The following is a 12,531-nucleotide window of genomic DNA, read 5'->3' as shown; positions in this document are numbered from 1 at the left end:
TGGACGACGCCGAGCCCGACGTGCTGGCCTACATGACCTTCCCGAAGGAACATCGCGCCAAGCTCCACTCGACGAATCCGATCGAGCGCCTCAACGGCGAGATCAAGCGGCGCACCGAGGTCGTCGGAATCTTCCCGAACGACGATGCGATCGTGCGCCTCGTCGGCGCAATCCTGCTCGAACAGAACGATGAATGGGCAGTGCAGCGGGCCAGATATATGACCCTGGAAACGATCAGCCAGATGAGCGATGATCCCCTGATCAGCCTGCCAGCCGTGGCGCGCTGATCAGCCCGGCCCATGCCGGAGAGCACGGCGACCAATGCCGCCAGCTACACCACCCAGAGGGACACGATCGAAAGAGGCGGCAACGCAACAGGCTGATGGACGATCTCAAGCGCGATCGTGATTTGCACAGCAGACACCAATTTGCGAGATATCGTCAGCCGCGATCACTAGGGTTTCCCTTACCAAGGTCTCGCCGCGCGCGCATCCTTGTCGATTTTTTTGAAGCTCTCTTTACATCGTCCGCTTTGATTTTCGCGTCCGGCTGAGCGCCCCGTCGATTTGCTCGTTGGTCTGATCGTCTGCCTGCAAGCTATTCCTCCCCATCCTGTCTTGCGCGAAGTCTGACTCTGTGAACTTTCCGGCCGTCGTCTTTTGTTCTGCCGTCGCTCGTCTCCAAAGCGAATTCGTGCTACCGAAAAGGGTTCCGAATGCAGATCGTCAACCCGCCGGTGGATCGGGTGACATGAACTGGCGGCTGGGCCGTTCCAACACCGCGCCTGATCGCTCCGTCAAGGTGCCATCCGCACTCGCCAAGCCTGTCCAACCTGGACCAAATCCGCCCGGGGCGAACGCTGACCGGCGTGCATCACGTCGAGCCAATGCATGAAATCGAACTGGCCAAATATTACCTTGCGAGGCCATGGCGGATCAGACGCACCCCCTAATCATGCCCAATCATCTGGCGAGCAACACCAAGCCCTCCATCCACCTTCTCCCCAACGGGACTCACCAAGCCTCGAAGTTTTCGATTCCTGGAACCCTCAGGGTTAAGAGCAGTTAGTGCGCTGAGTGAGCGAACAATTATACGGGCAGCAAAATGTTGGAGCCGCAAGCTAAGATCGCCGAACTCGATCGGCAGATCGAGTTCGTCGCAGGCCGGCTCGAAAGCATCAGAGCTGTCATGGAGACGTTAATTCGGGATGGGCGCAGGTACGAGCAAACTTGGCAATCGCTGAGTAGGATGATGGGAAGTCTCGCCAGGCTTCGCCAGGCGCGGGAACAAGCGTCCACCAGCAACTTGCGACGGGAAAGCCGTTCAATTTCAGCATGCTCCGCTTTCCCCAAATCGGTGACGGCGTCGGGGAGGTTGGTTCGCATCAAAGCAGGTTGGCGTCTCTTCGGTGCCAACGCATCCTCCAGAGATTGCTATCTTGTCCATGCCGGCCTGGTATGCTTGTGCCGCCAGTGCAGTGAAAAGTGCTGGCTTGAGATTGCGATGGCCGGACCCGGAAACTTCGTAGGATTCTGGCCGCTTCTTGGTATCGCAAGGAGCCCGTTTTCGGCGGTTGCCCTGACGGACTGTGATGTCATTCAAATGCCGGTCGCAGTCGTGCAATCGCTCTGCGACGCAGATCCGAGTCTCCAGCGCTGTGTTCTTGCTCAACTTTTCGACCGCGCGTCCGAGCTTCTAATTTTGGCGGCGTGCAACGCTGAACATACCCTGCCCCAGCGGGTTGCCCGCTGGTTGTTGATGGCGTCGATGCGGATCGATGCGGACAGTCTGCGGATGACGCATCGCGTGCTCGCTTTTTTGATGGGTGTCCGACGAGCTTCCGTAACGCTCGCCTTGCATCAGCTGGTGGCAGTTCGGGCAATACGGACAAGACGCGGTCGCATTGAGATTCTTGATAGACGGCGACTGGAGAGTTGCTCGTGCGGCTGCGAACGGGAGTTGCCCCGTCGAGTTGATTGATGAATCCCGAGCCTCCGCGCTTGAGCTGCTGCTCAGGTCAAGCCCAGCCCGACATGAGAGCCAAACGTATGCGGGCATGCGCGTCGTGCGGCCTGTTCAAAAGGCATTCTCGGTTCTGTAGGCGGCTAATCCGATGGCGGCGATGCGCCGCCATCGGATCGGAATGCTGCTGACATGGCCGCTACTTGTTGGTGCTTGAGCCTGAGTTCTGGGTGTTTTTGTTGCTGTTGATAGACGAGGTTGTCCCTGCTCCGGGTGGGTTGATCAGCATCAACACATCATTGCCATCCTCGGTCTGCGCCTTGACAAGAAAAGCAGTGTCGAGCACCTGCACCTGTTTGAAGCCGGCATTGGAAAGTTGTGTTTTCAACTTTTCAGCAGAGACGGGTTGCTGGCTGCTTCCGGTCTGGGTGTCACTCGACTGCGCGAAGGCTGGCAGCGCGAAGACTACCATGGCCAGCGAAAGAATAATGCCTTTCATCTTTGTTCTCCTTTGGTTTGCATTCGAGGTTCTTGATAGGCTCCGTCCCCAGCCAAAAACTGGCGGCGGCGGACGCGTAGCCCTTGGGCTACGCTGCTGTCGATGCACCTTCGTGCCACTCGCCGGCTCCGGCGAAGACTTGTCGAGGCCGAGTGGCTTCAGTGTTCCAGATCGGCCGTCCAAAGCACGGGCGATCACGGTGACACAGCGACAGCCAGCCAACACCGTGAATCGGTTCGTGTTCCCGGAAAACTGAATCTACTCTGGCGAGGATCGTGATCTACTTTGACTTGAGGGTGTGACATTGCGTTTTCCCTGCCGGTGCCGGACGGGCGTCGTGGCGCTCCCGAGAATCAACATGGGCCTGCCAAGAGCCAGAGAACCGCGGGTTTTTGGGCCCAGTTTGACGTGACGGGGAGCACAGATCTGCTGCTGACGAGCATGGCGGCAGAACCTTGTCGTCTCCTGCTCGCGCAATCCCCTGAATCGCTCGCTCCACGCCCCGCGAGCCCTGTTCAGATGGTGGATCTATCGGTTCGGTACGGCAGCGGACCAATATTGTCCCAGACGGCGGGTGAAAGGCAAACACATCGCCCTGGAGGTGGGTAATTCACGTCGAATGTGCGCTAGACGCCGCGGCTGTATTACACCGAGCCCTAGCATCGCGATAACGGCCAGTTTGTTCACAACGTCGCCGACTGACCTGAGCCCCACAGGAATTCCTCAGTCCGACAGCCCTTCGATCGTGCTGAACCGCCCATTGCTTTATTGTCAGTGTGTCGGACGCGAGTACTGGGTGGTAGAATCTGGCAAGGATCGCACCAGAGCAGCTCGTTCTGCTCGCATGAAGGCTCTGAGGGTCTGTTCCCGGCAGCCTCGCTCGGAAAATTGCCGTTCACCTCATTTCTCGGAACAAGGCCGCTCCCTCGCAGTTAGGGAACGAGAGAGAGAAAAACATGGATCGTGGAATTGCCGTTGGTCTGGTTATCGCTGTGGCCGTTGTGGTGGTGCTCCTAGTCATCAGTTCCGCCGGAGTCTTCACCGCGTCGAACGAAACTGCACCGCACGCACTGGACCAGAAGCCATAGCCGAAGCGGGAGCAGCTTCGTTTGCCATTCTTGGCAACCACCCGTGCGCCCTTCGCAGACAATGCCGTGAAACCGCGACACCACGAGTCTCCAGTCAGGGAGCGCCAGGATGTATCGCCTTGTCCTTTCGATAATCGTCTTACTCACAGGATTCATTCTGGCCGCGGGAGGCGTGTGGCTCGCTGCACTGGGCGGGTCATGGTTCTACATTTTGCTCGGCGCGCTGCTTGCGGCGTCGGGCGCGTTGCTTGCCATGCGCAACGCTGTCGGACTTAGTCTCTACGGTCTGACGATCCTGATAACGCTCATCTGGGCCGTTTGGGAAGTGGGCCTCGACTGGTGGGCTCTGGCGCCGCGCGGCGGCCTGCTGCTGGTCCTTGCCGTCTTGCTGCTCCTGCCCCCAATGGTCCGGTCGCTTCGCCGGCCGGGCGATCCGCGCATCGGCTACGAAGCCAACAGCGCCATCCTGGCCGGCGCAATCGTCGTTGCCGTCGCCGTGGGAATCTTTTCGATGTTCCGCAGTCCACACGACCTGGCGGGTGCATTCCGGCAGGATCGAATGGCGGCAGCGGAGACGCTCAGCGACGTCCCGGCCGGTCAATGGGCCGCCTACGGTCGAACGCAAATGGGACGGCGCTATTCGCCGCTGGCCCAGATTACGCCGGAAAATGTCGGGCGGCTGCAGGTGGCGTGGACCTATCACACGGGCCAGGTCCGTGGCAAAAACGACCCTCACGAGACTACTTACGAAGTGACGCCGCTGATGGTGAACAACACGGTCTACATCTGCACGCCCTTCAGCACCGTGATCGCACTGGACCCCGTCACGGGTAAGGAAAAATGGCGGTTCAACCCGAAGCTGAAGCAGCCTCCCAGGCAGACGACACAGCACATGACCTGCCGCGGCGTCTCGTACCAGCAGACATCGCCCGGCGATGTCCCACCGGAAGTTACTCTGGCCGGCAATACCGGGGCCGTCCCGGAAGACGAAACGGCCGCGTTGAAACAAAGCGACGACGAGGTCACCACCCAGGCTGCAGGGGTTCCGCAGAACGTGGTCACCGGACAGGCCCAGCCAAACACGCCAAATCCGGTCGTCGATCGCGATCAGCCTCCGGCCCGCGTGACATTGGGGCCGGAGTGCATGAAGCGACTGTTCGTGCCGACCTCCGACGGCCGGCTGATTGCCATCAGCGCCGATACCGGCAAGATCTGCCCCGGCTTCGGCGGCGCGGATGGAACCGTCAACCTGTGGGCCAACATGCCGAACGTGACGCCGGGGTCGTTTTATTCGACCTCGCCACCAGTCGTGACCAAGAAACTCGTGATTGTGGCCGGAGCGGTCAACGACAATGCCGCAACGACTTCCCCGTCGGGGGTGATCCGGGCTTTCGATGCCTATACCGGGGCGCTGGTGTGGAACTTCGACAGCAAGAATCCCGACTCGACCGAACCGATCCCGAACGGGCAAACCTATTCCAACAATGCGCCGAACTCGTGGAGTGTGGCCAGCTACGATCCCCGGCTTGGGCTTGTTTATTTTCCCATGGGAAACGAATCGCCGGATCAATACGGAGCGCAGCGCGGTGCGAACACGGAGCGGTTCTCCTCCTCGATTCTGGCGCTGCATGCCGACACCGGAAAGGTGGCGTGGGTCTTCCAGACGGTGCACCACGACCTGTGGGACTACGATGTGCCCGCTCAGCCCAGCCTGGTCGATCTGCGCATCGGCGGGCAAGAGGTTCCCGCTCTCGTGGCGCCAACCAAACAGGGCGAGATCTTTGTGCTGAACCGGGCGACGGGCGAGCCCGTTCTACCGGTGGAGGAACAGGGCGCGCCGCAAGGCGCGGTGAAAGGCGACCACACGGCGCCAACCCAGCCGCACTCGGCCGTTTCCTTCCGGCCCGAGAAACTCACCGAAGCGGACATGTGGGGGGCAACCCCTTTCGACCAACTTTACTGCCGAATTCGCTTCCACCAGCTACGTTATGAAGGCATTTTCACACCGCCTTCGCTACAGGGCAGCATTGTGTACGCGGGGAATTTCGGCACTTTCAATTGGGGTGCCGTAGCGGTCGACCCCAACCGCGACATCATGTTCGGCATGCCTGTCTATCTGGCGTTCACCTCTCGGCTTGTGCCTCGCCCGGACGATACCACGCGCGTCGTTTCGAAAGAGGGCGATCCAATCTTCAACGAGAATTTCGGCGCACCCTACGCCGCTAAAATGGGGCCGTTCTATTCGCCTCTGGCCCTGCCTTGCCAACAGCCGCCTTGGGGGTACGTCGCGGGCGTCGACCTGACGACAGGTAGAACCGTTTACCGCCACGTGAACGGTACCGTGCGCGACCTTTCCGCGGTCGGGCTGCCGTTCAAGATGGGCGTACCAGGGATAGGCGGGCCTATCGTGACGGCAGGCGGAGTCGCCTTCCTGAGCGGAACGCTTGATTACTATGTTCGCGGCTACAACCTGCAAACTGGCGAGCAGATATGGCGTGACCGCCTGCCGGCCGGCGGCCAGGCGACGCCGTCCACCTACCAGGGCGCCGATGGCCGGCAGTACCTGCTGGTCGTTGCCGGCGGACATGGATCCACCGGCACAAAGGCGGGGGATTCGATCATCGCGTACGCCCTGCCGCGCTAGGCCGGCCGTCGGACACGGCCTGGCCTGCCCTCCCGGATCGACAGCCGCCGCCGAGATCGACGCCGTCTCGGCGATGATGGACTGGCAGCCCATGGCGACAGGATAGATCCTTCCCGTCCACGGGATTCCACGCCGCGCCTTATCGTCTGATGTCGGGGATGAGCGCGACGCCTGGTCGCGCATGATCGCCGGCTACGCCATTGGCCGATCGATCGATGCGCGGCTGACGATGGCAGCCTTGTAGGCGGCCATTGAACGGCGCCAGCCGCCGTCCGGCTGCATTCATCATTCCGATCGGGGCTCCCAATACGCCGCGCAGATTTACCGCGAAGCGCTGGAAACAAACGGCCTGACGGGCTCGATGGGCCGCAGAGGCAATCCTTAGGACAACGCCAAGGCGGAGAGCTTCATGAAGACACTGAAGGTCGAGGCGGTCTACCCGATGGCCTTCGAAACCTTCGACGACGTCATAGATCACCTTCCCCGCTTCATCGAGGAGGTCTACAACAAACTCAGACTCCATTCGGCGCACGGATATCTGAGCCCGCAGCAGTTCGAGGATCAACACATCCGGCGGACTGGCAAATCAGCAGCCTGATATCTGTCCACCCTCAGGGGCGCACTCCAGATTGGCGTCCAATTTTGACCCCCTTATAGAATGCGCGGCGGTCAGCGTTCGCCCGGGCGGAGCTGGTCAGGGTTGCGCAGCCCGGGGGAAGGCGGATGACGCTTGGCAGGTGATCAGGCGCGGTTCTTGAAGCGCCAGGATTGGTCCGGTCTCGATGATCTCGCAATGATGGGTGAGACGGTCGAGCAGCGCTGTCGTCATCTTGGCGTCGCCGAAGACGGCGGGCCATTCGCCGAACGCCAGGTTGGTGGTGACGATGATCGAGGTCCGTTCATAGAGCCTGCTGATCAGGTGGAAGAGCAATTGCCCGCCGGCCTGGGCGAAGGGCAGATAGCCGAGTTCATCGAAGACGACGAAGTCGAGCCGAGTAAGATGATCGGCAATGCGGCCCTGCTTGCCGCCGCGGTGCTCGGTCTCGAGCCGGTTGACGAGATCGACGACGTTGAAGAAGTGACCGCGCGAGCCGTTGCGGATCAGGGCGCGGGCAATGGCGATTGCCAGATGCGACTTGCCGGTTCCTGTGCCGCCGATGAGCGCGGCGTTGCGCTGGTCGGCGACGAAGGTGCCGTTGGCAAGGTCCCGGACCAGCACCTCGTTGACCGGCGTGCCGTCGAAGTCGAACTCCTCGATGTCCTTGGCCAGCGGCAGCTTGGCGACGGTGAGCTGGTATTTGATGGAGCGGGCCTGCTTCGCCCGATCCGGGCCAATCATCGGCAAATCGCAATCACCGCCTCCGGCGCACTGTTGAGATCGACGACACGCTTCTCGTGGTGGATCTCGCCATGCGCGCGGGGTTCCTGTCCGAGGTGATTGTGCTTGAATTCTCCGCTCATGGAGGTCAGGTCAACACGCGCCAACGGAACCGCGCCTTTCCTCGCTCGCTACCTTCCGGCCAAGGGAGGGCGCCTTCATCGCGTGGCGAGACGGGATGACGGACCCGTTCATGCACAGAGTTTAAGCCACGATGGTCTAGGCGTGGGGCTTTCGGTCAGCTGTCATTCGACCGAGGCTGGAGGTGAAATAGAAGTGTCGCTCGGCGATGCTGCAGGCGGCGCTGAGAGCGCGCCCGAGTGCGTCAGTGGAATTGCGGGGCCCGATCGGGGGACAAGGACGCAGTCCGGAGGACTGAACGCTGACCTAAGGCCGTGCTTGATTGGCCATCCAGCGTTAGCGGCGCGCGGTAGGGGCGGCGTAACTGGTGCGTCCCAATGCGGCCTGTTATGGCCACGAAGGAGGGGCTTGCCGAGGTTCGAGGCGTCATGACAGCGGTGGCCACACGGCAGGTGGCTGCTTCAAAGTTGTCCATCCGGTGCAGAACGAGAAAGCTGAAGCTGCTGCCTTCCGATGGCCCCATGGCGCTCGGAGCGATCTAAGGTTGTCTGTTGCAGGGATGAATCCGTTTTCGCGAAACAAAAGCACTGATTGTCCGTTCCGATCGGATGAACCTCTCATTCCGCCGGAAGAAATCCAGACGGTCCGTAAGCACCGCCGTCTATTCCGAACTGGCTCTGGGTATGGCGGCATTCGGCTCCGCGACGCCGATCAGCAAAATTGTGACAGGAGCAATGCCAGTCTTCATCGGGTCCTTGCTGCGCGTAGCGATAGGTGCTGTGGTGCTCGCGCCGTTTTCGGCAGGGAAGTGGAGGCAGATCGGTAGGCTGTCCCGCTTCGACTGGATGCTGATATCGGTCATTGCCCTGTTTGGCATGTTTGGTTTTTCGACGCTGATGCTCTACGGCATGAAATCGGTTTCCGGCGTTGCTGGAGCTACCGTCATGAGCACCACGCCGGCCGTCACCGCAGTCGCTTCCATGCTTTTCCTTGGCGACAGGCCGACTTGGCGCAAATGCGCCGCGATTGTTCTCGCCGTCGGTGGCGTGTTCGTCCTGCACCTGGGTCAAGACACCGGCAGCGGTGCGAACGGAGAGCATCTTCTACTCGGCTCAATGCTGGTTTTCGGAGCCGTGTGCTGCGAGGCAGTGTACACCCTCGTCGGCAAGAAGGCTTTGGAGCACCTCGACCCGATCCTGGTGACTTTTCTGGCCACGGTCATCGCCCTGCCGATTTTCTTGCCCTTCGCCATCTGGCAATGGCGTGACTTTGAGCCTTCAAACATTTCGCCGGCCGCCTGGGGCGCAGTGCTCTGGTATGGCGCAGGCACGCTGGGGCTCGGAAGCTGGCTTTGGTATTCAGGCGTCGCAAAGGCAGAGGGATCGATAGCTGCGGGGTTCATGGGCGTCATGCCGGCTTCGGCGCTGATCCTGTCCTATATTCTGCTGGGCGAACCATTCCGTATTGTCCATCTCGCAGGATTTGCAATCGTCTTCGCTGGTGTTCTGCTCATCTCGTGGGAACACGCTCGAGCCTCTCAGTAACAAGTTGCAGGCGACAAGAACGGCAAAGCGGATCGGAAGATCGTAGCCATTGAGATTTCCGGCGGCTCGCAAAATTCGAACGACGCGCTGCTCGCCGCGCGCCCTGATTTAGCCGACATGTTGACGCCGATACGTTCCGCGAGCGCCAACACTGCGCATGGAGGGCCTCGGCCCATTTCCGTGTACTCGGTTTCCGTGTCAATGAGCTCGCGGCGGGACCTCCGTGCGGTCGAACTGAGGTCGGCCAGCACCAAGTTGCGCTATGGCATCACCGTTGAGTCAAACTGCTCAATGAGCTTTACTTTTCGAGCGTCTTCAGCCCCGGTGCGAACTGAACTTGGCAGGAACCATTGGGCAGGGAGTTGGTTTGCCTTGGATGCCTTATGTCTGGCGGCCCTTCTTTCTAAGGAGAACAAAGATGACCTTTCCAGGTAGAACCACAGCGATAGCTGCGGCTTTGATCGCATTCGCTTTGCCGGCGCTGGCCCAGACAAGCGGGACACCAGCCGCCGCAGGACCGGCGCCGGGAGCCCCACAGTCCCCAGGCCCCAATGGACAATCCCAAGACGAGGTGCGTCGAATGGTGCGCCAGATGATGGATGAGGTGATCAGGAAAAGATGCAACAGGATAGCGGTCCTCGAGCCGAGCCACGGGGCGGCGATCTTTGGGATCGCGGCTTCCGCATGGACTCGCGTGAGTGGCACAGGATGAAGCGGAGAGCCGACAGCACCGGGACCTTGCATCAGGCGGGCATGCGAATGATGTTCGCGATAGCTGATGCCAACAGCGATGGCGCGCTCTCGCAGGCCGAAGTTCAGGACTTCATTGGTCGTATATTCAACGCCGTCGACGAAAACGGCGATGGGGCTGTCGACATGGATGAAATCCAAACCTTCTTTCACGGGCCAGCTGGCGAGTTTCACGGGCCAGGTAGCGAGGAGGCACAGTAGAAACTGGGGAGCCGACCGTCTGATTGCCCCGTCTTCGGCCCAGTCAAACTGGATCGCTTCGGATTGCGTAGGCCCTTTCATGTGCAAAGTTTTCTTGTGAAGGTCGAGATCGGCAATCGGAACGCATCTGGCCGGTGAGTGACTTGGCTCCCGGCGATTTGCCGACCTTGCTGTTCGGGTCAAAATTCTCGGATAGCCTAGCCGTGGCCATGGTCCACTTCATGACGGTCGAGGTTTGGCGTCTACGGTCCAGCGGATCTCCCAATTGGCGCCCGCTGTCGCTTTTGTGATCGAAAAATTGACGGGATAGTCAGAGGATGAACGCTCGGTGGCACGAGTTGGGAGCCGGGGCCGTCGTCGATCATCGCCAAGCGCCCGATGACAGTATCAGTTGCCATCCCCGCTAGGAAAAAGGCCGCCGGCCGCCATCTTTTCGAAAGATACGCTGCCAGATATAGCGCTGAGACAATCTCGATCCCATTCGCTTTCCCTTCTCTGTGCCATATCCTCGCTCCGTACTTACTTGCAATTTGTGAGGCCCAAGATCTCGCTAATCTGGCGTCGTTCGTCAGACCCTTACAGGTGGGCGTGAGGGCCGTGCGCCCGCATCTGGCGATCCCAGCCGCCTCACATTTGAAGGGAAACTGTTATGTTTGTCTCGTTCTTTCCCAAACCGCGCCTGTTCTTCCCTTCTGCCCTTTTGTGGACGGTAGCGGTCATGTCGTTCTGGTATATTTTCGGCAGGGAGGCGGGTGCGGCTTTCGGCTTGCCGCCACTTCCGCCGGGGACAAAGCCCGTCGCCGGCGCCTCGGTCTTCTGGTCCGGGCCATTCTTGTGGTTCGACATTTTTTTCGTGGTCGCGACAGGTATCTTCGCGGCCTTCTGGATGGTCATCGCGCCGCATCGATGGGCGCTCTGGTCTATTCTCGGCTCCGCTCTCATCGTCTTTGCCAACTACATTCAGGTCGAAGCCAGCGTGGCGATCAATAATTGGTATGGGCCGTTCTACAACCTGATCGAAGCTGCCCTGTCGAGGTCGACACCGGTCACGCTGGCCGAGTTCTACGGGAAGATCGCAAGCTTAGGCGGCATCGTCATCATAGGCGTCACCCTCGGGGTGGGGACACGCTTCCTGGTCAGTCACTACATCTTCCGCTGGCGCACGGCGATGAACCATTACTACATGGCGCATTGGGATCAGCTGCGCACTGTCGAAGGCGCCTCTCAGCGCGTGCAGGACGACACAATGCGCTTCTCCACGACGATGGAGAGCCTCGGCATCAATTTCATCGAATCGATCATGACACTGATCGCCTTCCTGCCTGTTCTGCTCCGTCTCTCCTCCGACGTGACGGAACTGCCGTTCTTTGGGCATGTGCCTTATGCGCTCGTCGTCGCTGTCGTCATTTGGTCGATTTTCGGTACAGGCTTCCTCGCCCTAGTCGGCATCCGTTTGCCCGGACTACAGTTCCGCAACCAGCGGGTCGAAGCGGCTTACCGCAAGGAGCTCGTTCATGGTGAGGATAGCACCGAGCGGGCGCAGCCGCAGACGGTGTCGGAACTCTTTTCGCATATTCGCCGCAATTACTTCCGTTTGTACCTAAACTACGTCTACTTCAACCTCAGTCGACTGTTTTACCTTGAGGTCGACAACATCTTTCCATACGTGGTATTAGCGCCAAACATCGTAGCCGGCAAAATCACGCTCGGTACCATGAACCAGATATTAAACGCCTTCCTGCAAGTACGAACGTCTATGCAGTATCTGATCAATTCGTGGACAACAATCGTGGAACTCTTGTCGATATATAAGCGGCTGCGGGGTCTTGACGCCAGCCTCCAGGGCGAACCCTTGCCGAAACTGGACGCGCGTTTCCGCGACGATCCTCTCGAAACTCCCTGGTAATCCCCGCATAGGTCAGGGACGCTTGTGTCTGCCCAAGCTTGATGAGGGTACCAGTCGCCGACCCAGCCAACCGGCTGCACAGTGAAGACGACGGTAGCCTCGGGGGTCCTTCGCCATGTATCGTCCCCTCATACAGTGTCAGGAGCGCAAGAGCGGTGCGTCGGCCGAGACCACCTTCGATAGGCCCGCATCGTCAACCTGGACACCCTGAAAGCCCTTTACGGCCTGGGGCGGACCGGCCCTGCGCAGCAAACGTCCCGGAAGCAACGCGGAGGGTGATAGCATGATACCGCTCCATAGGACTCCTCGAAACCAATGTGGCGCGAGACGCGACACCGGCAAGATCTGCCCCCGACAACGGGACGCGGCATAAGCCTAGCAGGTTGTTGAAAAAGGGCTCTCGACGGCCCCAGGTTCGTGATTCACTCTGACCACGAAGAGTGGGGGTGAATCGTGCGGGGCGGGGACGGACAGACGG

At 60.1% G+C, this 12,531-nt stretch carries 9 protein-coding genes and 2 pseudogenes; 8 read left to right on the top strand and 3 right to left on the bottom strand.

Annotated features, from left to right (window positions below; translation table 11 throughout):
* A partial coding sequence (locus LB536_RS30445; protein WP_224598996.1) for a transposase occupies window positions 1-287 on the top strand: 287 nt, incomplete at its 5' end.
* An 817-nt stretch (window positions 288-1,104) separates the two neighbouring features.
* Window positions 1,105-1,980 (top strand): Crp/Fnr family transcriptional regulator, encoded by an 876-nt coding sequence (locus LB536_RS30440; protein WP_224598995.1) that lies wholly within the window; start codon window positions 1,105-1,107, stop codon window positions 1,978-1,980.
* Between the two features lie 181 nt (window positions 1,981-2,161).
* On the opposite strand, the gene LB536_RS30435 is transcribed toward LB536_RS30440, so the two are convergent.
* Window positions 2,162-2,461, bottom strand: a complete 300-nt coding sequence (locus LB536_RS30435) for a hypothetical protein (RefSeq protein ID WP_224598993.1) — start codon at window positions 2,459-2,461, stop codon at window positions 2,162-2,164.
* Window positions 2,462-3,658: 1,197 nt separating this feature from the next.
* Here LB536_RS30435 and LB536_RS30430 point away from each other — a divergent pair.
* The 3 genes and pseudogenes from LB536_RS30430 to LB536_RS30425 form a co-directional block, all read left to right on the top strand.
* The gene (locus tag LB536_RS30430) at window positions 3,659-6,193 is read left to right on the top strand and encodes a membrane-bound PQQ-dependent dehydrogenase, glucose/quinate/shikimate family (protein ID WP_224598991.1); all 2,535 of its coding nucleotides are present in this window, start codon (window positions 3,659-3,661) and stop codon (window positions 6,191-6,193) included.
* A gap of 250 nt (window positions 6,194-6,443) precedes the next feature.
* The gene (locus tag LB536_RS31430) at window positions 6,444-6,578 is read left to right on the top strand and encodes a hypothetical protein (RefSeq protein ID WP_411966613.1); all 135 of its coding nucleotides are present in this window, start codon (window positions 6,444-6,446) and stop codon (window positions 6,576-6,578) included.
* 12 nt (window positions 6,579-6,590) lie between these two features.
* Window positions 6,591-6,791, top strand: a pseudogene (locus LB536_RS30425) (IS3 family transposase); the annotation flags it as partial.
* A gap of 143 nt (window positions 6,792-6,934) precedes the next feature.
* On the opposite strand, the pseudogene istB reads toward LB536_RS30425, so the two are convergent.
* Together istB and LB536_RS30415 are read right to left on the bottom strand one after the other, a co-directional pair.
* Window positions 6,935-7,511 (bottom strand): annotated as a pseudogene (gene istB, locus LB536_RS30420) (IS21-like element helper ATPase IstB); the annotation flags it as partial.
* Between the two features lie 17 nt (window positions 7,512-7,528).
* Window positions 7,529-7,678, bottom strand: coding sequence for a hypothetical protein (locus LB536_RS30415; RefSeq protein ID WP_224598987.1), 150 nt, complete (start codon window positions 7,676-7,678; stop codon window positions 7,529-7,531).
* A 582-nt stretch (window positions 7,679-8,260) separates the two neighbouring features.
* On the opposite strand from LB536_RS30415, the gene LB536_RS30410 reads away from it, so the two are divergent.
* The 3 genes from LB536_RS30410 (at window position 8,261) to sbmA (ending at window position 12,053) form a co-directional block, all read left to right on the top strand.
* Window positions 8,261-9,196 carry a DMT family transporter gene (locus LB536_RS30410; protein WP_224598986.1) on the top strand — a complete coding sequence of 312 codons (936 nt, stop codon included), beginning with the start codon at window positions 8,261-8,263 and terminating at the stop codon, window positions 9,194-9,196.
* A 618-nt stretch (window positions 9,197-9,814) separates the two neighbouring features.
* On the top strand, window positions 9,815-10,147 hold the full coding sequence (locus LB536_RS31425; RefSeq protein ID WP_411966612.1) for a hypothetical protein: 333 nt from the start codon (window positions 9,815-9,817) through the stop codon (window positions 10,145-10,147).
* Between the two features lie 649 nt (window positions 10,148-10,796).
* Window positions 10,797-12,053, top strand: coding sequence for a peptide antibiotic transporter SbmA (gene sbmA, locus LB536_RS30400; protein ID WP_224598985.1), 1,257 nt, complete (start codon window positions 10,797-10,799; stop codon window positions 12,051-12,053).
* Window positions 12,054-12,531 lie beyond the last annotated feature (478 nt).

The sequence above is a fragment of the Mesorhizobium sp. ES1-3 genome (assembly GCF_020164795.1).
In the GTDB taxonomy this organism is placed as follows: domain Bacteria; phylum Pseudomonadota; class Alphaproteobacteria; order Rhizobiales; family Rhizobiaceae; genus Mesorhizobium.
The sequence above is the reverse complement of the archived record's forward strand: the minus strand, read 5'-3'. Positions and strand labels throughout refer to the sequence as shown.